This is a genomic window from Salmonella sp. 2020_1459 (assembly GCF_043847915.1).
GTDB classification, from domain to species: Bacteria; Pseudomonadota; Gammaproteobacteria; order Enterobacterales; family Enterobacteriaceae; genus Salmonella; species Salmonella enterica.
Genome location: NZ_JBCMFA010000011.1, coordinates 39,183 through 64,515 on the forward strand (window position 1 = coordinate 39,183; position 25,333 = coordinate 64,515).

Genomic DNA, 25,333 nt, shown 5'->3' on the forward strand with positions numbered 1-25,333 from the left:
TCAGGAGTGCGTAATGGATAGTCTGAACCTTAATAAACATATTTCCGGCCAGTTCAACGCCGAACTGGAAAGCATCCGCACTCAGGTAATGACCATGGGCGGCATGGTGGAGCAGCAGCTTTCTGACGCTATCACCGCTATGCACAACCAGGACAGCGAGCTGGCGAAGCGCGTGGTAGAAGGCGACCATCAGGTTAATATGATGGAAGTCGCCATCGATGAGGCCTGCGTGCGTATTATCGCCAAGCGCCAGCCGACGGCGAGCGATCTGCGCCTGGTGATGGCGATTATCAAAACCATCGCCGAACTGGAGCGCATTGGTGACGTGGCGGATAAAATCTGCCGTACCGCGCTGGAGAAATTCTCCCAGCAGCACCAGCCGCTGTTGGTGAGTCTGGAGTCACTGGGCCGCCACACCGTGCAGATGCTGCACGACGTGCTGGATGCGTTCGCGCGCATGGATCTCGACGAAGCGGTGCGTATCTATCGTGAAGATAAGAAAGTTGACCAGGAGTACGAAGGCATCGTGCGTCAGCTGATGACCTACATGATGGAAGACTCGCGCACCATTCCCAGCGTGCTGACCGCGTTATTCTGCGCGCGCTCTATCGAGCGTATCGGCGACCGTTGCCAGAATATCTGCGAATACATCTTCTACTTCGTGAAGGGGCAGGATTTCCGTCACGTGGGCGGCGATGAGCTGGATAAGCTGCTGGCGGGGAAAGATCCGAAAGAGTAAATCTCATTCTTTTGCCCGGTGGCGCTGCGCTTACCGGGCCTACAGGTACAGATGCTGTAGGCCGGATAAGCGTTAACGCCATCCGGCATTTCAGTTAACGCGTAATCTCCCACCCGCGCGCTTTCCACAATCCCGGCAACTGCGCCAAATCGGTAAACGTCGTCACGTTAGGGTGATCGATCGGTTTGTTATGCGGATCGGCGCAGAAATAAAATACTTCCATTCCCGCCGCAATTCCTGACTGCGCGCCTGCGCTGGAATCATCCACCAGAATACACTTCTCAACATTGACCTTCATGGCGTTCGCCGCATGGAGCATCAGCGCCGGATCGGGCTTCCAGCGTTGAATATCGTAACCGCTAAACAGCAAATCGGGAAAATGATGCAACATGCCCAGTTTACCCAGCGAATGCTGCATCTTACTGACCGGCCCGTTGGATACCACGCACATGGGCGTCTTAATGCTCTCCAGCAGGGTATTTGCGCCCGCGATCGCTTCCAGTTCGGTATCGAACAGGCGCGCCACTTCCGCGCGGTACACGGGTTCCAGCTCCGCCTTTGCCAGCGCAACGCCATGCTCTTTACTGATGGTATCGATAATTTCGTAGAGCTTTACGCCTTTAAAGCGTCTGAATACTTCCGTGAGCTCAAGCGTAATGCCGAACTGCCGGAACATAGTGACATAGGCGCGCGAGCAAATCACTTCACTGTCGACCAGCGTGCCGTCACAGTCAAAAAACACTGCTTCGATTTGGGACATGTCATTTCCATTTTAACAAGTTTAACGTTTACGTAATGCTGAATGAGGGGACGCAATCGTTGCCGTACTAACAAATTGAGTGAAAAAAATTACCACACAACTGCGCCAGGTGTCGCATTTTGGTATAGGATAACGGCGAATTTTCCCTCCTTTCTCCGGAAATTGATAATGAGTCAACAACACACCACCCAGGCTTCTGGTCAGGGTATGCTGGAACGCGTGTTTAAACTGCGCGAACATGGCACGACGGCACGAACCGAAGTGATCGCCGGTTTTACCACTTTCCTGACGATGGTTTATATCGTTTTTGTTAACCCGCAAATTCTGGGCGTAGCTGGCATGGACACCAGCGCCGTCTTTGTGACCACCTGTCTGATTGCGGCCTTTGGCAGTATTCTGATGGGCCTGTTCGCTAACTTGCCGGTGGCGCTGGCGCCCGCGATGGGGCTGAATGCGTTCTTTGCCTTCGTGGTTGTGCAGGCAATGGGACTGCCGTGGCAGGTAGGCATGGGCGCCATTTTCTGGGGCGCTGTTGGTCTTTTATTGCTGACTATCTTCCGCGTGCGTTACTGGATGATCGCCAACATTCCGGTCAGCCTGCGCGTGGGCATCACCAGCGGCATCGGCCTGTTTATCGGCATGATGGGGCTGAAAAACGCCGGCGTGATCGTCGCTAACCCGGAAACGCTGGTCAGCATCGGCAACCTGACCTCGCACAGCGTGCTGCTGGGGGTTCTCGGATTCTTTATTATTGCGATTCTCGCTTCGCGCAACATTCATGCGGCGGTGCTGGTGTCCATCATCGTCACGATGCTGCTTGGCTGGATGATGGGCGATGTACACTACAACGGCATTGTCTCCGCGCCGCCAAGCGTCACCAGCGTGGTAGGGCATGTCGATTTGGCAGGCTCGTTCAATCTTGGCCTGGCGGGGGTTATTTTCTCCTTCATGCTGGTTAACCTGTTCGACTCCTCCGGTACGCTGATTGGCGTGACCGATAAAGCGGGCCTGGCGGATGCGAAAGGTAAGTTCCCGCGCATGAAGCAGGCGCTGTTTGTTGATAGTATCTCTTCTGTCACTGGCGCATTTGTCGGAACGTCTTCTGTGACCGCTTATATTGAGTCCTCTTCCGGCGTTTCGGTGGGCGGTCGCACCGGTTTAACGGCGGTGGTGGTCGGTATTTTGTTCCTGCTGGTTATCTTCCTGTCGCCGCTGGCGGGCATGGTGCCGCCTTACGCGGCGGCGGGCGCGCTGATTTACGTCGGCGTGCTGATGACCTCCAGCCTGGCGCGGGTAAACTGGCAGGATTTAACCGAATCGGTCCCGGCGTTTATTACGGCGGTAATGATGCCGTTTAGCTTCTCGATCACCGAAGGTATCGCGCTGGGCTTTATCTCTTACTGCGTGATGAAAATTGGTACCGGTCGCCTGCGCGACCTTAGCCCGTGCGTAGTGATTGTCGCGCTGTTATTTGTGCTGAAGATTGTGTTTATTGACGGCCACTAAGAACAACGAAATGGGCGGTAAAACCGCCCATTAACGTATAGAAACATGGATAAAATATTTATTCATCTCCCCAAACATTTAATTCGTTATGAAACAGGCCAGGCTATCGATTCCCTGGCTCAGCGTTTCAGCCTGCCTAATGAATCTTGCATGCAAGATTGGCCAATCGAGGTTGCGGATAATCGACGGTTGGATGAGTTTTTATCGGCTTATAGCGAATGCAACGATGATGAATGCTTTGTGTTAATGATAATACTTCTTGAATGTATAGATAACTTTGGTGAGCAGTACCATAAGCATCCTTCCTGGCCAGTAATCTATGACTTACTGGATAAACATATCACCAGACATATCTATACAGTGTGGTATTGGTCATGTACGGACTGTAAGGATGAAGAGTTGGAAGATGCTTTTTACATCACATCGGATATGCGTGCTTTACTAAAAAAGCACGCGTATTTACTACGGTGATAATCCTCAGTGTTTCACCCGCTGAATATACTCGCCAAATGCGGTCAACTGCCCAGTCAAATGATCTAACGTTCCCTGATCCACCACTTCTCCAGTCTGCGGGTCGACTTTATTCTGAATCACGCCGCCCATAAATTCCGGTTTGTTCATCACCATTGCATCAAGGAACACCAGAATCTGGCGCAGATGATACTGGCAGCGCGCGCCGCCAATCGCCCCCATTGAGCTGGTCTGGATAAGAACGGGCTTACCCGCCAGCGGCTGCTCAGGCAGACGGGATAGCCAGTCGATGGCATTTTTCAGGCCGCCGGGAACGGAATAGTTATATTCCGGCGTCACAATGACGACGCCGTCGGCGTTGCGAATCTGCTCCGCCAGCGCCTCTACGCTGGCTGGAAATCCCTCTTCCTGCTGGATATCGGCGTCATACAGCGGAATATCCCCGATCGAAGGCAGCGGCGATACTGTCATTCCTGCCGGCGCGACTTTAGGCAGCGTACGCGCCACCATCCCGTTAAAGGAACCTTTGCGTAAACTTCCCAGCAATGTAACCACATTCAGCGTTTCAGACATACGTGCCCCTTTTTTCATTATGAACGATTAAGCGTATACGATTTGGCGGCGGGGAGTTGGGCGAATCGCATCAGACGCCCGGTTGGCTCATTGGCGCGCGTCTGGATATCGGGCAGGCTTTTCCAGCCCAGTTTGCCATCGAACTCCCACACTTTTAATTTTTCTATCGCTGGCGTAACGGTTACGGACCATACCAGCACATCTTCCGCATCGCACACGGCTTCAAGCTGCGTGACATGCGCGCACTTCAGGCGTCCGGCAACGGGTAAAAGTTGCAGCTCCCGCGGATCGTCATTCATGACATCGCCGGTGAGTTTTAACACGCTCTGGCGCAATGTGATGAGTTGCGCTCGCGCTTCGTTGGGATCGTTTTGATTGGCTACCCATAAGTTTTCATTACGGGAGAAAGGGTGGCGTTCGAGCGAATGCGGATGGTGAAAGCCGCGGGAGGTGCGCTGTAATTCCATATCCAGCCCGCACTCTCCTTCGGTGGTCAACGCCACGCCAACCATATTTCCGGCATAGGAGATAGAAAAGCCTGGCAGATTTTTGTCACGAAACGCGGGTTTACCTTTCGCCTGAATAATGATTTCCGGCAGCTCGCTAATTCCGTACAGCATAAACATCAGTTCGGCAAGAAGGCCTCTGGAGGCGAGAAAACGCGTTCGTCGGTGAGCAGGCAGGTTTCTGGCTTCAATATGGCAAGACGAAGAGAGACGAATTGAAACCAACTGTCCCTCCGTAAGTATCCCTCTGGCAAAGTGAGTCGCCATTTTTCGCTCCGTGATTAATGGGCCGTGATAATGACGAGAGTAACATTAACGTAAATTATGGACAGGTTTTACGCGCTAAAAATTCAATTTCAGAAGGTTCTTTAATCAGATGGTGACATTTCTGGTAAGAGGAAGGTTAATTTATCAACGCAGGTGGTCAGATAAGGCGACGGCAGAGCGTGTTGATAGCCTGTCGTAGCCACACAATCTTGGGATTATGACTATTACGTTTGTGCCATAATAGGGTAAACGGCACCATCAGCTTTTCCCGCTGTTGCGCATCAAAAGGCAGGGGGCGCGCCACTAACGGTAGCTGGTGGAGCTGATTGTAGTGCTGGCAATAGCGCGGCGCGGTTGCTATCAGGGTGTGACCCGGCTGGGCGGCCATAAAGAGCGACTGCTCGAACCCCGGCAGGCTCAACGCGATATGGCGTTTGCGTCCCATTTCTTGCAGGACATCGTCCAGCGCCCAGGTATCGCTTTGCTCCCAGCAAATACTGATATGTGGGTAGCGCAGAAAAGTGTCCAGATCCCACGCTTCGCGCAGCGCCGGATGATCTTCCCGCAGCCAGACCCACGGTAAATCGCTAAACAACACCTCAAAATCAATCGCGAGCGGTAACAGACTGAGCAATTCTCGCGAGCGGGGATGGCTTTCGCGTCCGGTAAATCCGATATCGACTTCCCCACGCGTAATCGCCTCCAGCGAGTCATAATCCCAGTTGCGAACCTTAATGGTAGCCTGCGGATAGCGCTGATAAATCTGCTGCGACAGTGAATTAAACATAATCATCATCAGCGGCGACTCTGCTGCCAACTCAAATTTTAAACCGCGCGGCGTTTGATGATGCGGTTTATCAAGCAGTTGATTCCCCATCTGCATCCAGTCCGCCAGACTTTGCTCCATACTGACCATCAGCGGCGTCGGCGCCAGGCCCAGCGGCGTATTGACGAACAGCGGATCGTCAAACCATGCCCGGAGTTTCGCCAGCGATTTGCTGACCGCTGAGGGCGTTACGTTCATCCGTTTTGCAGCTTTAGTGACGCTGCGCTCCTGCATGAGTAACTGTAGGCATAACAGCAGATTAAGATCGAGACTGGTAAGGGATTTCTTCATGCTCGGCTACGGACCTGTTGGGCGCGACGGAGAAGATCAGCAGAATACTCACTATGCTACAACCAATCAGAATCCCGATCAGCATATTCATCGCGCTGATACCGAGTATTGCCGCCAGCCAAATCCACAGTGATGAACCGCAAACCTGCGCGATACCCAGCGTGGAACTGGCCACTCCGGCGCGCAGCGAAAACGGCCCCAGCGCCTGGCTCATCGCGACGCCAAAACCAACCGAGAATCCGGCGCAGATAAGCGTCAGGCCAAAGAGCGTGACGGTATTGGTATGAGCAAGGCTTAACGTCATGCCAGCCGTCAAAAACAGCCCCTGTGAGACGAGCATTAAGGTTCGCGGCTTAAATAACCCAAGCGCAAAAGGGGTAGAAAAAGAGACGACCATGCTGACGCCTGCGGTGAGCGCCATGGTAATGGCATAGTCGCCACGGCTAAATCCCATCACCTCCATCAGCAGCACTGGAGAGGCATTGACGAAGGTCAGGATCACCGACACGCTAAGGGTGGTGATCGCCAGTCGACTGACGAAAAAACGGTTAACCAGCGACTCGGCGGCGGGCGACGATCGTGATAAATCGCGTGGAGCCCGCCTTGCCGGGCGCGTCTCGCGCAGGATAAACAGTGATAACAGGCCCACAATAATGCCCATCGCGGACATCGTATAGAACAGACTTTGCCAGGGGAAACGAAGCATAATCAAATGCCCCACCACCGGGGCGAGTACCGGCACAATACAGGTAATCCCATTCAATAATGACAGCACTTTCGCCCGGCGATGCTCGTCGAGCGTGTCGCGCAGAATGGCGAACGCCACCACATAGCAGCCGCCTGCGCCTACTCCCTGAAGAAAACGCCCACTCAGAAATAGCGAGCCTTCCGACGCCCGTGAACAAAGCAGTGAGGCCATCATAAAGACGAGCGCGCCGACGATCGCGACCGGCTTGCGGCCTGACTGGTCGGCTATCTTCCCGGCAAACAGCATGGCCGTCGCCATTCCGGCCAGGTAAACGGAGAAGGCGATATGCAACTGCGCCTCGCTGGCGTTCAGATCGGCGGCTATACGCGGTAAACCGACCAGATACATATCAATACCGGCAGGATAGAGTAAAACCAGGGCAAAACTACACAGTAGAAAACGTTTCATAGCGGCCTCACGAAAAGTGTGGCGCTAAGAATACGGGGCGACGTTGCGCGAGACGAGTTGCCATTTGGACAACAGTGATTTCCGCATGGGAAATCATTGCTGCCGGATGGCGGCATAAACGCCTTATCCGGCTTACGGGTTTTGTAGGCCCGGTAAGCATCGCGCCACCGGGCAACACAACGTTATTTGCCGATACAGAAGCTGGAGAAAATCCGTCCCAGCAGGTCGTCGGAGGTAAACTCGCCGGTAATCTCGCTTAAGCTTTGCTGCGCCAGGCGCAACTCTTCCGCCAGCAGTTCCCCCGCCCATGCGCCTAATAGCTGCGCTTTGCCCTGCTCAAGGTGTTCAGCGGCTTCCGCCAGCGCCTGTAGGTGACGGCGGCGGGCCAGGAAGCCGCCTTCCATATTGGTATCAAACCCCATGCTCTGCTTGAGGTGGTTACGCAACACGTCGACGCCTTCGCCGGTACGCGCCGAGAGGCGAACCAGTGAGTGACCGTTTACTTCACTAATACCCAACGTTTCGCCGGTGATATCCGCCTTGTTACGTACCACGGTAATCGGTAGATTTTTGGGCAGACGGGCGATAAAGTCCGGCCAGATGTCGGCAGGGTCAACGGCGTCCGTCGTGGTGCCATCCACCATAAACAGCACGCGATCGGCCTGTTCAATCTCCTGCCAGGCGCGTTCGATGCCGATACGCTCAACTTCGTCGCTGGCGTCGCGCAGTCCGGCGGTATCGATGATATGCAGCGGCATCCCGTCGATGTGAATATGCTCGCGCAACACGTCGCGCGTGGTACCGGCGATATCGGTGACAATGGCCGCTTCACGGCCTGCCAGCGCATTCAGCAGGCTGGATTTCCCGGCATTCGGGCGTCCGGCAATCACTACCTTCATCCCTTCGCGCAGCAGGCTGCCCTGGCGCGCTTCGGTGCGCACGGCGTCAAGATCGGCGATGACGCCATTGAGCTGCGCTTCAATTTTGCCGTCAGAGAGAAAGTCGATCTCCTCATCCGGAAAATCGATAGCCGCTTCGACGTAGATTCGCAGGTGAGTAAGTGCTTCCACAAGGTGGTTAACGCGGGCGGAAAATGCCCCCTGTAACGAGTTTAGCGCCGAACGCGCCGCCTGTTCGGAACTGGCATCGATCAGGTCGGCAATGGCTTCCGCCTGGGCTAAATCGAGCTTATCGTTGAGGAACGCTCGCTCGGAGAACTCGCCAGGTCGGGCAATGCGCACGCCTGGAAGCGTCAGGATACGTTTTAACAGCAGGTCCAGGATCACCGGACCGCCGTGCCCTTGTAGCTCCAGCACATCTTCACCGGTGAAGGAGTTTGGGCCGGGGAACCACAGCGCAATACCCTGATCCAGCGCGCTGCCGTCAACGTCTTTAAACGGCAGGTAGTCGGCATAGCGCGGCTTCGGCAGCTTGCCCAGCACCTCTTGCGCAACGTCGCGCGCTTTCAGACCAGAGATACGCAGGATACCCACGCCACCGCGTCCCGGTGGGGTTGCCTGGGCGACGATAGTGTCGTTATGGCTCATGGTTAGTCTCAACTTTGTTGCAATAAAAAAGGCGGTCATATGACCGCCTTTTGATTGTAGGCCTGATAAGCGTTAGCGCCATCAGGCTGACCGGCGCGCCTTGCCGGATGGCGGCTTCGCCTTATCCGGCCTACACCGAATCAGGATTTTTTCTTCTCGCGGCTATGCAGGCCACGCTTCTCCAGACCACGGTAAATCAGCTGCTGCTGAATGATGGTGACCAGGTTGCTGACGATATAGTACAGCACCAGACCTGACGGGAACCACAGGAAGAACACCGTAAAGATGACCGGCATAAAGGTCATGATCTTCTGCTGCATCGGGTCGGTCACGGTGGTCGGCGACATCTTCTGAATGAAGAACATCGTTACGCCCATCAGGATCGGCAGAATGTAGTACGGGTCCTGTGCGGACAGGTCATGAATCCACAGCGCGAACGGCGCATGACGCAGTTCAATGGAACCCATCAGCATGTAGTACAACGCCAGGAAGATAGGCATCTGGATGATCAGCGGGAAGCAGCCGCCCAGCGGGTTAACCTTCTCCGCTTTGTACAGGGCCATCATCTCCTGGCTTTGGCGCTGTTTATCATCGCCAAGACGTTCGCGCATCGCCTGAATTTTCGGCTGCAGCATACGCATCTTCGCCATTGACGTGTACTGCGCTTTGGTCAGCGGGTACATGATACCGCGAACGATAAAGGTAATGATGATAATGGAGAAGCCCCAGTTGCCCACAAAGCTGTGGATCCACTTCAGCAACTTGAACAGCGGCTGAGAGATGAACCACAACCAACCGTAGTCCACGGTCAAATCCAGGTGCGGTGCAACAGCCGCCATTTTATCCTGAATTTCCGGGCCGACCCACAGGGTGCTGGTCATCGCGCCAGTCTGGCCTGGCTGTACCAGTACCGGCTGCGCTTTATAGCCGATAGCGACAATGCCGTTGCCCAGATTGGCGGTGTAGAAATTGTTGGTGCCGTCGTTACGCGGAATCCATGCGGTAGCGAAATACTGCTGCAACATTGCCACCCAACCGCCTTTGGAGCTGACGTTGAGGTTTTCGTTATCGGCAATGGTGTCGAATTTGTATTTCTCATACTTCTCATCCGGCGTGGAGTACGCTGCGCCGCGGAACGTATGCAGCGCAAAGTTGCTGCTGCCGGTGTCGCGATGAGGAGGCAGGTTGACGGATTGTTTTAACTGACCAAAGGTGGAGACTTCCAGCGGTTTTTCGCCGGCGTTCTGCACGCTATAGTTCACGTTAACCGCATAATCGCCACGCTTAAAGACAAACGTTTTGGTAAACGTGTTGCCTGCGGCGTCAGTATAAGTCATCGGAACCTGCAGTTCGTTCTGACCGTCGGCCAGTACAAACGCCTCTTTCTCGACGTTGTACAGCGGACGCGGGCCGTTCGCCGGGTTATCCGGGCCGTCGCGGCCTGTCAGGCCGCTTTGCGCCTGATAGATAAACTGCGGGGTGGTTTCCAGCAGCTGGAACGGTTCGTTGGAACCCAGTTCTTTCGGGTAAGCCGGGAGCAAGGCCTGCTCGACATCACCACCACGGGTGTTGATAGTCAAATCAAGCACATCGGTTTTCACCGTAATCATTTTCCCCTGGCCACTGGCTGGTACGCCCTGGTCGGCGGCGCTACCCGCTGCGGTGGTCGTTGTCTGCGTGGTCTGTTGAGTCTGAGGTTGCGGATTTTTATCCTGCTCCCAGGCTTGCCAGATCATGAAAGACACGAACAGCAAAGCGATGACTAAAAGATTGCGTTGCGAATCCATCGTTAGTGTTCTCTGGTATCAAATGGTCCGGGCGGGACGGGATCGTCACCACCAGGGTGTAAAGGGTGGCATTTTAATACGCGTTTCACCGTCAACCAACTGCCTTTTATCACTCCAAACCTGCGCAATGCCTCAATTCCGTAGCTTGAGCACGTTGGCGTGAAACGACAATGCGGCCCAAGCAGCGGACTGATCAGGCGTTGATAGACCCGAATAAGGGCTATCAGGACCCGCGAGCCAGGCGACAGTGGCGGCGCCATAATTTTTCCAACGCTTCCGAGAGAGCACGGTTATCGAGGTCGGCAACCCCTTTTTTCGCCACCACCACGAAATCCATTGCAGGAAGTTCATGCTGGCGCAGACGGAAGCTTTCACGCGTCAGACGTTTAATCCGGTTGCGTTCATGCGCACGTCGAACGTTTTTCTTGGCGACGGTAAGACCGATACGGGGATGCCCCAGCGAATTCAGGCGGCCGAGGATGGTGATTTGCGGCGTGCCAGCCCGTTGAGGTTGCTGGAAGACGAATGTGAAATGAGCGGGAGTTAACAAACGTAACTCCCTGGGAAATGCGAGCTTAACCACTCAGGGGTTAGCTTTATTACTTGGAAACGGTCAGACGAGCGCGGCCTTTAGCACGACGACGTGCCAGAACCTGACGACCATTTTTAGTAGCCATACGAGCACGGAAGCCGTGAGAACGGTTGCGCTTCAGTACAGACGGTTGAAAAGTGCGTTTCATGGCGATTTCTACCTAAACTTGAATAAATTCACTGACTTTTGCGTATACCCGAACAAACTTTGAACGACTTACGCCACAGTGTGGGTGATTAAAGAGGCCGGATTGTAATAATTGTACACTCCGGAGTCAATTCTCTTTCCTTATTTTCCCGCGATTTTCCACGCCTTTTTGTGCGGAAAATAAGCAGCGTTGACGCCATATGACGGGCATTGCGCGACGGGTGGAGAATTATACGGACTGCCAGGTAAAGCGCAAGGATCGCCCTGGATCTTTATGCGATCTTTTAGGCGTCTGCTCACCTTTACCTATTAATTTTTTCAATATGCGCGCGAAAGCGTACAGGAGTTCCCCAGGATCGATTACACTTATCCTTTCCTGGAAAGTCCTGTGGATAAATAGGGAAGAATCTGTGAGAAACAGAAGATCTCTTGCTCAGTTTAGGCTATGATCCGCGGTCCTGATCGTTTCAAACGATCCTGGTCAGGCATGAACACGAAATTTTTCAGACTGCGTGAAGTCGCGATCGTTTGAAAGATCCGTGAAAACCGCAGACAGCGGTTCGTGCGTCACCCTTCATGCAGGGTCTTATCGACGTGCGCCAACAATCATTAATGTATCAGCCTTTGTCATTTATCGACTTTTGTTCGAGTGGAGTCCGCCGTGTCACTTTCGCTTTGGCAGCAGTGTCTTGCCCGATTGCAGGATGAGTTACCAGCCACAGAATTCAGTATGTGGATACGCCCGTTGCAGGCGGAACTGAGCGATAACACGCTGGCTTTGTATGCGCCAAACCGTTTTGTGCTCGATTGGGTAAGAGATAAGTACCTCAACAATATCAATGGATTACTCAACACATTCTGCGGCGCGGATGCCCCACAACTGCGTTTTGAAGTGGGAACAAAGCCCGTTACGCAAACGCTAAAAACGCCTGTGCATAACGTTGTCGCGCCTGCGCAGACAACAACGGCGCAGCCGCAGCGCGTAGCGCCTGCGGCCCGTTCGGGCTGGGATAACGTACCAGCGCCAGCGGAGCCGACCTACCGCTCCAACGTCAATGTAAAACATACATTTGATAACTTCGTCGAAGGTAAATCCAACCAACTGGCGCGCGCGGCGGCACGTCAGGTGGCGGATAATCCTGGCGGCGCTTATAACCCGTTATTCCTCTATGGCGGCACCGGTCTGGGTAAAACTCACCTGCTGCACGCGGTGGGTAACGGCATTATGGCGCGTAAACCCAACGCGAAAGTCGTGTATATGCACTCCGAGCGCTTTGTGCAGGACATGGTAAAAGCCCTGCAAAATAACGCCATCGAAGAGTTTAAACGCTACTACCGCTCCGTTGACGCATTGCTGATCGACGATATTCAATTCTTCGCCAATAAAGAACGATCCCAGGAAGAGTTTTTCCATACCTTTAACGCTCTGCTGGAAGGCAATCAGCAGATCATTTTGACGTCGGATCGCTATCCGAAAGAGATCAACGGCGTTGAGGATCGTCTCAAGTCCCGCTTTGGTTGGGGGCTGACAGTGGCGATCGAACCGCCAGAACTGGAAACCCGCGTGGCGATCCTGATGAAAAAAGCGGACGAAAATGATATTCGTCTGCCAGGCGAAGTAGCGTTCTTTATCGCCAAACGTCTACGCTCTAACGTGCGTGAACTGGAAGGCGCGTTGAACCGGGTGATTGCCAATGCCAACTTTACCGGCCGGGCGATTACTATCGACTTTGTGCGCGAAGCGCTGCGCGATTTACTGGCGTTGCAGGAAAAACTGGTCACCATCGACAATATTCAGAAGACGGTGGCCGAGTATTACAAAATCAAAATTGCGGATCTGCTTTCTAAGCGTCGATCTCGCTCGGTAGCACGTCCGCGCCAGATGGCTATGGCGCTGGCAAAAGAGCTCACCAACCACAGTCTGCCGGAAATCGGCGATGCGTTTGGCGGGCGCGACCACACTACCGTACTTCATGCCTGTCGTAAAATTGAGCAACTGCGTGAAGAAAGCCACGATATCAAAGAAGATTTTTCGAATTTAATCAGAACATTGTCGTCGTGATCCTATGAAATTTACCGTTGAACGTGAACATTTATTAAAACCGCTTCAGCAGGTCAGCGGCCCGCTGGGCGGCCGTCCTACGCTGCCGATTCTCGGTAACCTGCTCCTCCAGGTAGCGGACGGTACGCTTTCTCTGACCGGCACCGATCTTGAAATGGAGATGGTCGCGCGCGTTACGCTTTCTCAGCCGCATGAGCCAGGCGCCACTACCGTGCCGGCGCGGAAATTCTTTGATATCTGCCGCGGCCTGCCGGAGGGCGCGGAGATTGCCGTTCAGTTGGAAGGCGATCGGATGCTGGTGCGTTCTGGCCGTAGCCGCTTCTCGCTGTCTACGCTGCCTGCCGCCGATTTCCCGAATCTTGACGACTGGCAAAGCGAAGTTGAATTTACGCTGCCGCAGGCCACGATGAAGCGCCTGATTGAATCGACCCAGTTTTCGATGGCCCATCAGGATGTGCGCTACTACTTAAACGGTATGCTGTTTGAAACGGAAGGTAGCGAACTGCGCACTGTCGCGACCGACGGCCACCGTCTGGCGGTGTGCTCAATGCCGCTGGAAGCGTCTTTACCCAGCCACTCGGTGATTGTGCCGCGTAAAGGCGTGATTGAACTGATGCGTATGCTCGACGGCGGCGAAAACCCGCTGCGCGTGCAGATTGGCAGTAATAATATCCGCGCGCACGTCGGCGACTTTATCTTTACCTCGAAGCTGGTGGATGGTCGCTTCCCGGATTACCGTCGCGTTCTGCCGAAGAATCCGGATAAACATCTGGAAGCGGGCTGCGATATCCTCAAGCAGGCGTTTGCCCGCGCAGCAATCCTCTCGAATGAGAAATTCCGCGGCGTGCGTCTGTACGTCAGTGAGAATCAGCTCAAAATCACCGCCAATAACCCGGAACAGGAAGAAGCGGAAGAGATTCTGGACGTGAGCTACGGCGGGACGGAGATGGAAATCGGCTTTAACGTCAGTTACGTGCTGGACGTGCTCAATGCGCTGAAGTGCGAAACCGTGCGCATTATGCTGACGGATTCCGTATCCAGCGTACAGATTGAGGATGCGGCGTCACAGAGTGCTGCCTACGTTGTTATGCCAATGAGGCTGTAGAATCTGAAAAGGGGCTGGTTTACTTGCCATTTCGCCTCCCGGCAGTGCTCGAAATGCTCACGTACTTCGTGTACGCTCCGCTTTCTGCGCGCTGGCGGTAGACGAACTGGCTGCGACACACACGCCCCTGGACGAATGTACTAATATATGTCACTGACGCGCCTTTTAATCAAAGACTTCCGCAACATAGAAAATGCGGATCTCGCTTTATCCCCCGGCTTTAACTTCCTGGTTGGCGCCAACGGCAGCGGCAAAACCAGCGTGCTGGAAGCTATCTATACGCTTGGCCATGGTCGGGCGTTTCGCAGTTTGCAGCCTGGCCGCGTGATTCGTCATGAGCAGGAAGCGTTTGTTCTTCACGGGCGATTACAGAGCGAAGAGCGTGAGACGTCGATTGGCTTAACCAAAGATAAGCAGGGCGACAGCAAGGTCCGTATCGACGGTACCGACGGTCACAAGATCGCGGAGCTGGCGCATTTAATGCCGATGCAGTTGATTACGCCGGAGGGGTTTACTTTACTCAACGGCGGCCCCAAATACAGAAGAGCGTTCCTTGACTGGGGATGCTTTCACAACGAAGCCGGATTCTTCACCGCCTGGAGCAACCTGAAACGATTGCTGAAACAGCGTAATGCCGCGCTGCGCCAGGTGAGTCGTTATGAGCAATTGCGCCCGTGGGATAAAGAGCTGATTCCGCTGGCGGAACAAATTAGTACCTGGCGGGCGGAGTACAGTAGCGCTATCGCACAGGACATGGCGGATACCTGTCAGCAGTTTTTACCTGAATTTTCCCTGACGTTCTCTTTCCAGCGCGGCTGGGAGAAAGAGACAGACTATGCGGACGTGCTGGAGCGAAGCTTTGAGCGTGACCGTATGTTGACCTACACCGCGCACGGGCCGCATAAAGCGGACTTTCGCATTCGCGCCGACGGCGCGCCGGTGGAAGATACCCTGTCGCGCGGGCAGCTAAAGTTATTGATGTGCGCCTTACGTCTGGCGCAGGGCGAGTTCCTCACCCGCGAAAGCGGGCGGCGCTGCCTGTACCTGATAGATGATTTTGCCTCTGAACTTGACGATGCGCGTCGCGGACTGCTGGCCAGCCGCTTAAAAGCCACGCAATCGCAGGTCTTTGTCAGCGCAATTAGCGCTGAACACGTTATAGACATGTCGGATGAAAATTCGAAGATGTTTACCGTGGAAAAGGGTAAAATAACGGATTAACCCAAGATTAAATGAGCGAGAAACGTTGATGTCGAATTCTTATGACTCCTCCAGTATCAAAGTCCTGAAAGGGCTGGATGCGGTGCGTAAGCGCCCGGGTATGTATATCGGCGACACGGATGACGGCACCGGTCTGCACCACATGGTATTCGAGGTGGTAGATAACGCTATCGACGAAGCGCTCGCAGGTCACTGTAAAGATATCGTCGTGACTATTCACGCCGATAACTCCGTGTCCGTAACGGATGATGGCCGTGGCATTCCGACCGGGATTCACCCGGAAGAAGGCGTCTCGGCGGCGGAAGTGATCATGACCGTTCTGCACGCGGGCGGTAAATTTGACGATAACTCCTATAAAGTCTCCGGCGGTCTGCACGGCGTGGGCGTCTCGGTAGTCAACGCTCTGTCGCAAAAACTGGAACTGGTTATCCAGCGAGATGGCAAAATTCACCGTCAGATCTACGAGCACGGCGTGCCGCAGGCACCCCTGGCCGTCACTGGCGATACCGATAAAACCGGCACGATGGTACGTTTCTGGCCGAGCCACGAAACCTTCACCAACGTCACTGAATTTGAATATGAGATCCTGGCGAAACGCCTGCGTGAACTGTCATTCCTGAACTCAGGCGTCTCCATCCGCCTGCGCGACAAGCGCGATGGCAAAGAAGATCATTTCCACTACGAAGGCGGCATCAAGGCGTTTGTTGAATATCTGAACAAGAATAAAACGCCGATCCACCCGAATATCTTCTACTTCTCCACCGAAAAAGACGGTATCGGCGTTGAAGTGGCGCTGCAGTGGAACGATGGTTTCCAGGAAAACATCTACTGCTTTACCAACAACATTCCGCAGCGCGACGGCGGTACCCACCTGGCAGGCTTCCGTGCGGCGATGACCCGTACGCTGAACGCCTATATGGACAAAGAAGGTTACAGCAAAAAAGCTAAAGTCAGCGCCACCGGCGACGATGCCCGTGAAGGTCTGATTGCGGTGGTTTCCGTAAAAGTACCGGACCCGAAATTCTCCTCACAGACCAAAGATAAGCTGGTCTCTTCCGAGGTGAAATCGGCGGTAGAACAGCAGATGAACGAACTGCTGAGCGAATACCTGCTGGAAAACCCATCTGACGCGAAAATCGTCGTCGGCAAAATTATCGACGCCGCGCGTGCGCGTGAAGCGGCGCGTCGCGCCCGTGAAATGACCCGTCGTAAAGGCGCGCTGGATTTAGCCGGTCTGCCGGGCAAACTGGCGGACTGTCAGGAACGCGACCCGGCGCTGTCCGAACTGTACCTGGTGGAAGGGGACTCCGCGGGCGGCTCTGCGAAGCAGGGGCGTAACCGTAAAAACCAGGCGATTCTGCCGCTGAAAGGTAAAATCCTCAACGTCGAGAAAGCGCGCTTCGACAAGATGCTCTCCTCTCAGGAAGTGGCGACTCTGATCACCGCGCTGGGCTGCGGTATCGGTCGCGACGAGTACAACCCGGACAAGCTGCGCTATCACAGCATCATCATCATGACCGATGCGGACGTCGACGGCTCGCACATCCGTACGCTGCTGTTGACCTTCTTCTATCGTCAGATGCCGGAAATCGTCGAGCGCGGCCACGTCTACATTGCGCAGCCGCCGCTGTACAAAGTCAAGAAAGGTAAGCAGGAACAGTACATCAAAGACGATGAAGCGATGGATCAGTACCAGATTTCCATCGCGCTTGACGGTGCGACTCTGCACGCGAACGCCCATGCGCCGGCGCTATCCGGCGAAGCGTTAGAAAAACTGGTCTCTGAATATAACGCCACGCAGAAAATGATTGGTCGTATGGAGCGTCGCTTCCCGAAAGCGCTGCTCAAAGAGCTGGTGTATCAGCCAACTCTGACCGAAGCCGATCTTTCTGATGAGCAGACTGTAACGCGCTGGGTGAATGCGCTGATTACCGAGCTGAACGAGAAAGAGCAGCACGGCAGTCAGTGGAAGTTCGATGTTCATACTAATACGGAACAGAATCTGTTCGAGCCTATCGTTCGCGTGCGTACGCATGGTGTGGATACCGATTATCCGTTGGATCACGAGTTTGTGACCGGCGCGGAATATCGTCGTATCTGCACGCTGGGCGAGAAGCTGCGAGGTCTGATTGAAGAGGACGCGTTTATCGAACGCGGCGAGCGTCGCCAGCCGGTAACCAGCTTCGAGCAGGCGCTGGAGTGGTTGGTGAAAGAATCACGTCGCGGTCTGGCTATCCAGCGTTATAAAGGTCTGGGTGAAATGAACCCGGATCAGCTGTGGGAAACCACCATGGACCCGGAAAGTCGCCGTATGCTGCGCGTGACCGTCAAAGATGCGATTGCTGCCGACCAGCTGTTCACCACGCTGATGGGTGATGCCGTTGAGCCGCGTCGTGCCTTTATCGAAGAGAACGCCCTGAAAGCAGCGAATATCGATATTTAATATTCCCGCGTAATCTCTCCCTTATATAAGGGAGAGATTTAGTCTGTAGGTTGAGGGGAGCGAATCCCAACATTTAACAGCGCCTGGAAGGTTTGTCAGCAGTCTGAGATTTAGTAACGCATCGGGGGTAGTGAGTGCAATATAATGACGTATCCAATACCAAGAATTATAGCCACTACAAGTATCGTTAAAATTAATATTTCTAATAATTTGTTCATAATATATCCTTGATGTATTTTCCATTGTTTAGCATTAAAGATACTTTGTTGGTTGGATAGAGTATTTACTCCGCCATCCGACAAGGTAAAGCTGACATAGAATGCCTGAATACATTCAGGCATTCTTTATTATTAGTAGCGCATCGCCGGTAAAGAATTCATGATAATAATATGGCCAATTGCCTGGAAGGGCGCAGTGATAACATCGCCAATAATAGAGAATGGCATTAATAAAACCTTAGCCGAGAAATGCTTCTTATCACGTGTGAAGTTTATTTTATGGAAAGATTTTAGTAATATTTCATTTTCATTATCGGCATCTTTGGGTTGGATTTTTCCTGCTAACGTAAAATAAAAAGGACTGCCAGGATCGTTTTCATGTACATAAAATGCCTCTCTGACTTTTGATTTTTCTTCTTCCGTCAAAGATTTATAGCTGTAGCTAATATCTGAAGGGCGGACGCAATGAAACTCATTTTGTTTGTTCCCTTTTTTACTATCGGTAGAACAGTAAAGCTGTTTGGAAAATTCGATAATTCTTTTATCGATATGAGGATTATTCAGTAAAGTGACGAAATTTCTGGTTGTTGTGTTGATATTATCATCTTTTATATCAAGTTGATAATTATTGTCTTCACCAACAAATGTCCACGTTTCCTCTCCGTTTGTGGTCGTTGATGGTTTGATACTTTTTATTTCATCTGTTTTCCAGACTTCTGTCGTGGGTGCGCTTTCCGTTTTTATAGTATCGAGTAAAGATGACGTCATACAGCCGCTTAAAAAATAACTCATGGCAATGGCTGATATTATTTTAATTATTTTCATGAATGTATTCCTTACATGTCATATTCGTTATTATTACCACGCCGCTAATTTTATTGCTATTTTTTCTATCTGCGCTTTCTTACCGGTGTGCCGTTTAATCGAAAGCTGTGTTATTTTTATTTTTTTCAGAGAGTACTAACGGTAATTGTCATCAAATTATTCATTCCTCAAATGGTTTAACGGGACACTCAGTCTCTTTTTCTTCTATAGACGGTGAGTTTCCCAATAACCTCCTTTATTTTTCTGTATGTTATTGCCTGATAAATCGGTCAATGCACAATAGAAGCAACCATTGTAAAGACCGTTAAACTCTTCATCATGTCGGACAAAAGAGGAATCCTTTTTCCAGAGTTTATCCCCCTTTATCCCTGACTCTTTTGCTGTTTTTTGAGCGGAATCGCGTTAGCATGAGTCAGGACTCATTTAATGCGGGGATTTCATGGCTATCAAACTTATTGCTATCGACATGGATGGCACCCTTCTGCTGCCCGATCACACCATTTCTCCGGCGGTTAAAAACGCGATTGCCGCTGCGCGTGAAAAAGGGGTAAATGTGGTGCTGACCACAGGCCGTCCGTATGCGGGTGTGCACAGTTACCTGAAAGAACTTCACATGGAACAGCCCGGCGATTATTGCATCACCTATAACGGGGCGCTGGTGCAGAAAGCAGGGGACGGCAGTACGGTTGCGCAAACGGCGCTCAGCTATGATGACTACCGTTACCTGGAAAAACTGTCCCGTGAGGTGGGTTCTCACTTCCACGCATTAGACCGAAATACGCTTTATACCGCTAACCGCGATATCAGCTACTACACGGTGCATGAGTCGTATGTGGCGACCATTCCGCTGGTGTTCTGTGAAGCCGAAAAAATGGATCCTGCGACCCAGTTCCTGAAAGTGATGATGATCGATGAGCCTGCCGTTCTCGACCGAGCGATTGCGCGTATACCGGCAGAGGTGAAGGAAAAGTACACCGTGCTGAAAAGTGCGCCGTACTTCCTCGAAATCCTCGATAAACGCGTCAACAAAGGGACTGGCGTAAAATCGCTGGCCGAGGCGTTGGGAATTAAAGCCGAGGAGGTCATGGCGATTGGCGATCAGGAAAACGACATTGCGATGATTGAATACGCCGGTATGGGCGTGGCAATGGACAATGCCATTCCGTCGGTCAAAGAGGTGGCTAACTTTGTGACTAAATCGAACCTTGAAGATGGTGTTGCCTGGGCGATTGAAAAATTTGTGCTGAACCCCGATTACTCATCCGGCCATTTTCCCGCCCGATAAGGCATAGTCGCCATCGGGCAAATACGCGCTTAACGACCCGCACTTGCTGCGGGTTTTTTTATATCTTTCGTTTACGTCTTATAACGTCCCCATAACCAATTGTCGTTTTTGTGATCTAAATTGTAGTACAACATAATTATGTTGTACTACATTAATGGCATGATAACGACGGTTGATATCACGCTAGTACTACAAAATTGCGGCGTAATTCAGCTATCGCGGTAAAGTAAGAGAGTTCACATCGAGCACAAGGACTCTCTATGACTCTCAATAAAACCGATCGCATCGTTATCACGCTGGGCAAACAGATTGTCAGCGGTAAATACGTACCCGGTTCGGCGCTGCCAGCGGAAGCGGATCTGTGCGAGGAGTTTGAAACGTCGCGCAACATCATTCGCGAAGTGTTTCGTTCGCTTATGGCGAAGCGGCTAATTGAAATGAAGCGCTATCGCGGCGCGTTTATCGCACCGCGTAACCAGTGGAATTATCTCGATACCGACGTGCTGCAATGGGTGCTGGAAAACGACTACGACCCGAGGCTTATCAGCGCGATGAGCGAAATACGAAACCTGGTGGAGCCAGCAATAGCACGCTGGGCGGCGGAACGGGCAACATCAAGCGATCTGGCTGAAATTGAGTCGGCGCTAAACGACATGATTGCCAACAACCAGGACCGGGAAGCGTTTAACGAGGCGGATATTCGCTATCACGAAGCAGTGTTGCAGTCGGTGCATAACCCGGTGTTGCAACAGTTAAATGTAGCGATCAGCTCGCTACAGCGAGCGGTATTTGAACGGACCTGGATGGGCGATGCGGCCAACATGCCGAAAACGCTCCAGGAACATAAGGCGCTATTCGATGCGATACGGCATCAGGATGGCGATGCGGCAGAGCAGGCGGCATTAACCATGATCGCCAGCTCGACACGAAGGTTAAAGGAAATCACATGACAGCTCGCTACATCGCAATTGACTGGGGATCGACCAATCTGCGCGCCTGGCTTTACCAGGGCGACAAATGCCTGGAGAGCAGGCAATCAGAAGCAGGCGTTACACGCCTGAACGGTAAATCTCCTGACGCGGTGTTAGCAGAAGTCACAACACACTGGCGCGACAGCGCCACCCCCGTGGTAATGGCGGGCATGATCGGCAGTAACGTAGGCTGGCAAAATGCGCCTTATCTGCCGGTTCCCGCCCTGTTCTCCGCTATTGGCGAACAGTTAACCGCCGTTGGCGACAACATCTGGATCATCCCCGGATTGTGTGTCTCACGCGAGGATAACCACAACGTGATGCGCGGCGAAGAGACGCAACTGCTTGGCGCCCGCGAACTTTCTCCTTCTTCTGTCTATGTCATGCCCGGCACGCATTGCAAATGGGTACAGACTGATACGCAACAAATTCATGATTTTCGTACTGTGATGACAGGCGAACTCCATCACTTGTTGCTGCGTCACTCGCTGGTCGGGGCTGGTTTGCCGGAACAGGAAGCTTCTGGCGACGCCTATGCCGCGGGGCTGGAGCGCGGTCTTAATTCTCCTGCCGTCCTGCCTTCTCTTTTTGAGGTTCGCGCCTCGCACGTGTTGGGACACCTTGCGCGTGAGCAGGTCAGCGACTTCCTCTCCGGCCTGTTGATTGGCGCGGAAGTCGCCAGCATGAGCGAATCCTTCGCGGCGCAACAGGCTATCACTCTCGTCGCTGGACCCGCGCTGATCTTACGTTACCAACAGGCGTTTCGTGCTATTGGGCGTGATGTTTCAACCGTGGATGGCGATATGGCATTTCAGGCTGGAATAAGGAGCATCGCTCATGCAGTGGCAAACTAATCTCCCTCTCATCGCTATCTTACGCGGTATTACGCCCGATGATGCCCTGGCGCACGTTGGCGCGGTGGTGGATGCGGGATTTGACGCTATAGAAATTCCGCTTAACTCCCCACAGTGGGAAAAAAGCATTTCTTCCGTGGTGAAGGCGTATGGCGGCAGGGCGCTTATTGGCGCTGGTACCGTACTGAAACCGGAACAGGTAGACCAGCTTGCCGGGATGGGCTGCAAGCTGATCGTCACGCCGAATATCCAACCGGAGGTGATCCGCCGGGCAGTGAGCTATGGCATGACCGTGTGTCCGGGCTGCGCCACGGCAACGGAAGCCTTTGCTGCGCTGGATGCAGGCGCACAGGCGTTAAAAATTTTCCCATCATCGGCGTTTGGTCCGGGCTACATCAGCGCGCTGAAAGCGGTACTTCCGCCGGATGTTCCGCTATTTGCCGTCGGCGGCGTGACGCCGGAAAACCTGGCGCAATGGATTAAAGCCGGCTGTGTGGGCGCGGGACTGGGTAGCGATCTCTATCGCGCCGGGCAATCCGTTGAACGCACCGCGCAGCAGGCTGCGGCATTTGTTAATGCGTATCGAGAGGCAGTGAAATGAAAATAACTCACATCACCACGTACCGTTTACCTCCACGTTGGATGTTCCTGAAAATCGAAACGGATGAAGGCGTGGTTGGCTGGGGAGAGCCGGTCATTGAAGGTCGGGCACGTACTGTTGAGGCGGCAGTACATGAGTTTGCCGACTACCTGATAGGGAAAGATCCGGCTCGTATCAACGACCTGTGGCAGGTAATGTACCGGGCCGGTTTTTATCGCGGCGGCCCGATTATGATGAGCGCCATCGCCGGTATTGACCAGGCATTGTGGGATATCAAAGGCAAGGTGTTGAATGCGCCGGTCTGGCAGCTCATGGGCGGCCTGGTGCGCGACAAAATCAAGGCCTATAGCTGGGTGGGCGGCGATCGTCCGGCAGACGTCATTGACGGTATTGAAAAATTGCGCGGTATTGGTTTTGACACCTTCAAGCTGAACGGCTGTGAAGAGATGGGCGTGATTGATAACTCCCGTGCGGTGGATGCGGCGGTCAATACCGTGGCGCAAATCCGCGAAGCTTTCGGCAGTGAAATTGAGTTTGGGCTCGATTTCCACGGTCGCGTTAGCGCGCCGATGGCGAAGGTGCTGATTAAAGAACTGGAACCCTATCGTCCGCTGTTTATTGAAGAGCCGGTGCTGGCGGAACAGGCGGAATATTATCCGCGCCTGGCAGCGCAAACGCATATTCCGATTGCCGCAGGCGAACGTATGTTCTCGCGTTTTGAATTTAAACGCGTGCTGGACGCGGGCGGGTTGGCGATTCTACAGCCGGATTTATCCCACGCGGGCGGCATTACCGAATGCTATAAAATCGCCGGAATGGCGGAAGCATATGATGTGGCGCTGGCGCCGCATTGCCCGCTGGGTCCAATCGCCCTGGCTGCCTGCCTGCATATCGATTTTGTTTCGCGCAACGCGGTATTCCAGGAGCAGAGCATGGGCATTCACTATAACAAGGGCGCGGAGCTGCTCGACTTTGTGAAAAACAAAGAAGACTTCAGCATGGACGGCGGCTTCTTTAAACCCTTAACCAAACCGGGTCTTGGCGTAGACATTGACGAGGCCAGGGTGATTGAACTTAGCAAAAGCGCGCCGGACTGGCGTAATCCGTTGTGGCGGCACGCTGACGGATCGGTAGCCGAGTGGTGATCGCCACGCTGTAGGCTCAACAAACGTCGCCCTCCGGGCAACCCAATTTAAATATAAAAACACACCCTCTGTAATTTACAGGGCATGGTGAGCGGCCTCGCTATGCCCAGAATCTGGAGACAGATGACGATGGATATTTCAGTTACAGCAGCACAGCCGGGGCGTCGCCGCTATCTGACGTTGGTGATGATCTTTATTACCGTGGTGATTTGCTACGTCGATCGCGCCAACCTTGCCGTGGCTTCCATGCATATTCAAAAAGAATTCGGCATTACCAAAGCGGAAATGGGCTATGTCTTCTCCGCTTTTGCCTGGCTCTATACGTTATGCCAGATCCCTGGCGGCTGGTTTCTCGACCGTATTGGGTCCCGGCTGACCTATTTTATCGCTATCTTCGGCTGGTCAGTCGCGACGCTATTGCAGGGGTTTGCGACGGGACTATTGTCGCTTATCGGCCTGCGCGCTATTACCGGGATTTTCGAGGCGCCGGCCTTTCCGGCAAATAACCGGATGGTCACTAGCTGGTTTCCGGAGCATGAGCGCGCATCCGCAGTCGGGTTCTACACCTCTGGACAGTTCGTCGGACTGGCATTCCTTACGCCGCTGCTGATCTGGATTCAGGAAATGCTGAGCTGGCACTGGGTCTTTATCGTCACCGGCGGTATCGGGATTATCTGGTCATTGGTCTGGTTTAAGGTTTATCAACCGCCGCGTTTGACGAAAAGCCTTAGCCAGGCGGAGCTGGAGTATATTCGCGATGGCGGCGGTCTGGTGGATGGCGATGCGCCAGCGAAAAAAGAGGCCCGCCAGCCGCTGACGAAAGCCGACTGGAAACTGGTGTTTCATCGTAAGCTGGTGGGCGTCTACCTCGGTCAGTTCGCCGTAAACTCTACGCTATGGTTCTTTCTGACCTGGTTCCCTAATTATCTGACCCAGGAAAAAGGCATTACCGCGCTAAAAGCGGGCTTTATGACGACCGTACCGTTTCTGGCTGCCTTTTTTGGCGTACTGCTCTCCGGCTGGCTGGCGGATAAACTGGTGAAAAAAGGCTTCTCGCTGGGCGTGGCGCGCAAAACGCCGATTATTTGCGGTTTGCTCATCTCCACGTGCATTATGGGCGCTAACTACACTAACGATCCGTTGTGGATTATGGCGTTGATGGCGATAGCTTTCTTCGGCAACGGATTTGCGTCCATTACCTGGTCGTTAATCTCTTCGCTTGCGCCGATGCGGTTGATTGGCCTTACCGGCGGTATGTTTAACTTTATCGGCGGGTTGGGCGGGATTAGCGTACCGTTAGTGATTGGTTATCTGGCGCAAAGCTACGGTTTTGCTCCGGCGCTGGTCTATATCTCCGTTGTGGCCCTGCTGGGCGCGCTGTCTTACATCCTGTTAGTGGGCGATGTGAAACGCGTCGGATAAGTTGGCCGTGGCG

Annotated in this window: 24 protein-coding genes; 13 read left to right on the forward strand and 11 right to left on the reverse strand. The window is 53.3% G+C overall.

The genetic code is table 11. The features are described from left to right. Window positions 1–13 precede the first annotated feature (13 nt). Window positions 14–739, forward strand: a complete 726-nt coding sequence (gene phoU / locus ACH0VJ_RS21730) for a phosphate signaling complex protein PhoU (RefSeq protein WP_000377800.1) — start codon at window positions 14–16, stop codon at window positions 737–739. 94 nt (window positions 740–833) lie between these two features. Here the strand turns inward: phoU and yieH are convergent, their stop codons facing one another. Then, on the reverse strand, window positions 834–1,499 hold the full coding sequence (yieH, locus tag ACH0VJ_RS21735) for a 6-phosphogluconate phosphatase (protein ID WP_000078081.1): 666 nt from the start codon (window positions 1,497–1,499) through the stop codon (window positions 834–836). Between the two features lie 168 nt (window positions 1,500–1,667). Here yieH and adeP point away from each other — a divergent pair, with 168 nt between their 5' ends. Both adeP and ACH0VJ_RS21745 read left to right on the forward strand, forming a co-directional pair. Further along, entirely contained in the window at window positions 1,668–3,005 is a 1,338-nt protein-coding gene (gene adeP / locus ACH0VJ_RS21740; protein WP_001536744.1) for an adenine permease AdeP, read from the forward strand. A 45-nt stretch (window positions 3,006–3,050) separates the two neighbouring features. Further along, on the forward strand, window positions 3,051–3,476 hold the full coding sequence (locus ACH0VJ_RS21745; RefSeq protein WP_001747551.1) for a hypothetical protein: 426 nt from the start codon (window positions 3,051–3,053) through the stop codon (window positions 3,474–3,476). 6 nt (window positions 3,477–3,482) lie between these two features. On the opposite strand, the gene ACH0VJ_RS21750 is transcribed toward ACH0VJ_RS21745, so the two are convergent. The 9 genes from ACH0VJ_RS21750 to rpmH all read right to left on the reverse strand — a co-directional run bounded on the left by ACH0VJ_RS21750 (window position 3,483) and on the right by rpmH (window position 11,169). Further along, on the reverse strand, window positions 3,483–4,067 hold the full coding sequence (locus ACH0VJ_RS21750; protein ID WP_001536157.1) for an NADPH-dependent FMN reductase: 585 nt from the start codon (window positions 4,065–4,067) through the stop codon (window positions 3,483–3,485). Further along, on the reverse strand, window positions 4,067–4,822 hold the full coding sequence (locus ACH0VJ_RS21755; protein ID WP_000190678.1) for a 4'-phosphopantetheinyl transferase superfamily protein: 756 nt from the start codon (window positions 4,820–4,822) through the stop codon (window positions 4,067–4,069). Before ACH0VJ_RS21755 ends, ACH0VJ_RS21750 begins: the two co-directional genes overlap by 1 nt. Window positions 4,823–4,979: 157 nt before the next feature. Continuing rightward, complete coding sequence (gene yidZ / locus ACH0VJ_RS21760) at window positions 4,980–5,939, reverse strand: HTH-type transcriptional regulator YidZ (RefSeq protein WP_000749371.1); 960 nt, start codon at window positions 5,937–5,939, stop codon at window positions 4,980–4,982. Next, window positions 5,908–7,095, reverse strand: coding sequence for an MFS transporter (locus ACH0VJ_RS21765; protein WP_000819617.1), 1,188 nt, complete (start codon window positions 7,093–7,095; stop codon window positions 5,908–5,910). Before ACH0VJ_RS21765 ends, yidZ begins: the two co-directional genes overlap by 32 nt. Window positions 7,096–7,277: 182 nt before the next feature. Then, on the reverse strand, window positions 7,278–8,642 hold the full coding sequence (gene mnmE, locus ACH0VJ_RS21770; protein WP_000019081.1) for a tRNA uridine-5-carboxymethylaminomethyl(34) synthesis GTPase MnmE: 1,365 nt from the start codon (window positions 8,640–8,642) through the stop codon (window positions 7,278–7,280). A gap of 140 nt (window positions 8,643–8,782) precedes the next feature. After that, window positions 8,783–10,429: a membrane protein insertase YidC gene (gene yidC / locus ACH0VJ_RS21775; protein ID WP_000378281.1), complete on the reverse strand. Its 1,647-nt coding sequence runs from the start codon at window positions 10,427–10,429 to the stop codon at window positions 8,783–8,785. A gap of 2 nt (window positions 10,430–10,431) precedes the next feature. After that, entirely contained in the window at window positions 10,432–10,689 is a 258-nt protein-coding gene (gene yidD, locus ACH0VJ_RS21780) for a membrane protein insertion efficiency factor YidD (RefSeq protein ID WP_001307474.1), read from the reverse strand. Next, window positions 10,653–11,012: a ribonuclease P protein component gene (rnpA, locus tag ACH0VJ_RS21785; RefSeq protein WP_000239725.1), complete on the reverse strand. Its 360-nt coding sequence runs from the start codon at window positions 11,010–11,012 to the stop codon at window positions 10,653–10,655. The genes yidD and rnpA overlap by 37 nt, the downstream gene beginning before the upstream one ends. A 16-nt stretch (window positions 11,013–11,028) precedes the next feature. Then, entirely contained in the window at window positions 11,029–11,169 is a 141-nt protein-coding gene (rpmH, locus tag ACH0VJ_RS21790) for a 50S ribosomal protein L34 (protein WP_000831330.1), read from the reverse strand. A 660-nt stretch (window positions 11,170–11,829) separates the two neighbouring features. Here rpmH and dnaA point away from each other — a divergent pair. The 4 genes from dnaA (at window position 11,830) to gyrB (ending at window position 17,999) form a co-directional block, all read left to right on the forward strand. After that, the gene (gene dnaA / locus ACH0VJ_RS21795; RefSeq protein WP_000059093.1) at window positions 11,830–13,230 is read left to right on the forward strand and encodes a chromosomal replication initiator protein DnaA; all 1,401 of its coding nucleotides are present in this window, start codon (window positions 11,830–11,832) and stop codon (window positions 13,228–13,230) included. A 4-nt stretch (window positions 13,231–13,234) separates the two neighbouring features. Beyond that, complete coding sequence (gene dnaN, locus ACH0VJ_RS21800) at window positions 13,235–14,335, forward strand: DNA polymerase III subunit beta (protein WP_000673478.1); 1,101 nt, start codon at window positions 13,235–13,237, stop codon at window positions 14,333–14,335. 147 nt (window positions 14,336–14,482) lie between these two features. Beyond that, window positions 14,483–15,556, forward strand: a complete 1,074-nt coding sequence (gene recF / locus ACH0VJ_RS21805) for a DNA replication/repair protein RecF (protein ID WP_000060085.1) — start codon at window positions 14,483–14,485, stop codon at window positions 15,554–15,556. Between the two features lie 28 nt (window positions 15,557–15,584). Then, on the forward strand, window positions 15,585–17,999 hold the full coding sequence (gyrB, locus tag ACH0VJ_RS21810; protein ID WP_000072047.1) for a DNA topoisomerase (ATP-hydrolyzing) subunit B: 2,415 nt from the start codon (window positions 15,585–15,587) through the stop codon (window positions 17,997–17,999). 350 nt (window positions 18,000–18,349) lie between these two features. Here the strand turns inward: gyrB and ACH0VJ_RS21815 are convergent, their stop codons facing one another. After that, window positions 18,350–19,042 (reverse strand): hypothetical protein, encoded by a 693-nt coding sequence (locus tag ACH0VJ_RS21815; protein ID WP_000691471.1) that lies wholly within the window; start codon window positions 19,040–19,042, stop codon window positions 18,350–18,352. A 439-nt stretch (window positions 19,043–19,481) separates the two neighbouring features. Here ACH0VJ_RS21815 and yidA point away from each other — a divergent pair, with 439 nt between their 5' ends. From yidA to ACH0VJ_RS21845, 6 genes are all read left to right on the forward strand, one after another. Beyond that, entirely contained in the window at window positions 19,482–20,327 is an 846-nt protein-coding gene (yidA, locus tag ACH0VJ_RS21820) for a sugar-phosphatase (RefSeq protein ID WP_000985567.1), read from the forward strand. Window positions 20,328–20,587: 260 nt separating this feature from the next. After that, a complete protein-coding gene (gene dgoR, locus ACH0VJ_RS21825) occupies window positions 20,588–21,277 on the forward strand; it encodes a D-galactonate utilization transcriptional regulator DgoR (RefSeq protein ID WP_000174317.1) in 690 nt (229 codons plus the stop codon). After that, on the forward strand, window positions 21,274–22,152 hold the full coding sequence (locus tag ACH0VJ_RS21830) for a 2-dehydro-3-deoxygalactonokinase (protein WP_000127128.1): 879 nt from the start codon (window positions 21,274–21,276) through the stop codon (window positions 22,150–22,152). Before dgoR ends, ACH0VJ_RS21830 begins: the two co-directional genes overlap by 4 nt. Further along, window positions 22,136–22,753: a 2-dehydro-3-deoxy-6-phosphogalactonate aldolase gene (locus ACH0VJ_RS21835; RefSeq protein ID WP_001198741.1), complete on the forward strand. Its 618-nt coding sequence runs from the start codon at window positions 22,136–22,138 to the stop codon at window positions 22,751–22,753. The genes ACH0VJ_RS21830 and ACH0VJ_RS21835 overlap by 17 nt, the downstream gene beginning before the upstream one ends. After that, window positions 22,750–23,898, forward strand: a complete 1,149-nt coding sequence (gene dgoD / locus ACH0VJ_RS21840; RefSeq protein ID WP_000704735.1) for a galactonate dehydratase — start codon at window positions 22,750–22,752, stop codon at window positions 23,896–23,898. The genes ACH0VJ_RS21835 and dgoD overlap by 4 nt, the downstream gene beginning before the upstream one ends. Window positions 23,899–23,982: 84 nt before the next feature. After that, on the forward strand, window positions 23,983–25,320 hold the full coding sequence (locus ACH0VJ_RS21845) for an MFS transporter (RefSeq protein WP_000253524.1): 1,338 nt from the start codon (window positions 23,983–23,985) through the stop codon (window positions 25,318–25,320). The last annotated feature ends 13 nt before the right edge of the window (window positions 25,321–25,333 follow it).

Coding starts and splice junctions, on each gene's coding strand:
- ACH0VJ_RS21755 (WP_000190678.1), bottom strand. CDS start 4,822: ATGGCGACTCACTTTGCCAGAGGGATACTTACGGAGGGACAGTTGGTT.
- yieH (WP_000078081.1), bottom strand. CDS start 1,499: ATGTCCCAAATCGAAGCAGTGTTTTTTGACTGTGACGGCACGCTGGTC.
- adeP (WP_001536744.1), top strand. CDS start 1,668: ATGAGTCAACAACACACCACCCAGGCTTCTGGTCAGGGTATGCTGGAA.
- yidA (WP_000985567.1), top strand. CDS start 19,482: ATGGCTATCAAACTTATTGCTATCGACATGGATGGCACCCTTCTGCTG.
- ACH0VJ_RS21835 (WP_001198741.1), top strand. CDS start 22,136: ATGCAGTGGCAAACTAATCTCCCTCTCATCGCTATCTTACGCGGTATT.
- yidC (WP_000378281.1), bottom strand. CDS start 10,429: ATGGATTCGCAACGCAATCTTTTAGTCATCGCTTTGCTGTTCGTGTCT.
- yidD (WP_001307474.1), bottom strand. CDS start 10,689: ATGGCGCCGCCACTGTCGCCTGGCTCGCGGGTCCTGATAGCCCTTATT.
- rpmH (WP_000831330.1), bottom strand. CDS start 11,169: ATGAAACGCACTTTTCAACCGTCTGTACTGAAGCGCAACCGTTCTCAC.
- dgoR (WP_000174317.1), top strand. CDS start 20,588: ATGACTCTCAATAAAACCGATCGCATCGTTATCACGCTGGGCAAACAG.
- dgoD (WP_000704735.1), top strand. CDS start 22,750: ATGAAAATAACTCACATCACCACGTACCGTTTACCTCCACGTTGGATG.
- ACH0VJ_RS21745 (WP_001747551.1), top strand. CDS start 3,051: ATGGATAAAATATTTATTCATCTCCCCAAACATTTAATTCGTTATGAA.
- ACH0VJ_RS21750 (WP_001536157.1), bottom strand. CDS start 4,067: ATGAAAAAAGGGGCACGTATGTCTGAAACGCTGAATGTGGTTACATTG.
- gyrB (WP_000072047.1), top strand. CDS start 15,585: ATGTCGAATTCTTATGACTCCTCCAGTATCAAAGTCCTGAAAGGGCTG.
- yidZ (WP_000749371.1), bottom strand. CDS start 5,939: ATGAAGAAATCCCTTACCAGTCTCGATCTTAATCTGCTGTTATGCCTA.
- recF (WP_000060085.1), top strand. CDS start 14,483: ATGTCACTGACGCGCCTTTTAATCAAAGACTTCCGCAACATAGAAAAT.
- ACH0VJ_RS21845 (WP_000253524.1), top strand. CDS start 23,983: ATGGTGAGCGGCCTCGCTATGCCCAGAATCTGGAGACAGATGACGATG.
- ACH0VJ_RS21765 (WP_000819617.1), bottom strand. CDS start 7,095: ATGAAACGTTTTCTACTGTGTAGTTTTGCCCTGGTTTTACTCTATCCT.
- phoU (WP_000377800.1), top strand. CDS start 14: ATGGATAGTCTGAACCTTAATAAACATATTTCCGGCCAGTTCAACGCC.
- mnmE (WP_000019081.1), bottom strand. CDS start 8,642: ATGAGCCATAACGACACTATCGTCGCCCAGGCAACCCCACCGGGACGC.
- dnaN (WP_000673478.1), top strand. CDS start 13,235: ATGAAATTTACCGTTGAACGTGAACATTTATTAAAACCGCTTCAGCAG.
- ACH0VJ_RS21830 (WP_000127128.1), top strand. CDS start 21,274: ATGACAGCTCGCTACATCGCAATTGACTGGGGATCGACCAATCTGCGC.
- ACH0VJ_RS21815 (WP_000691471.1), bottom strand. CDS start 19,042: ATGAAAATAATTAAAATAATATCAGCCATTGCCATGAGTTATTTTTTA.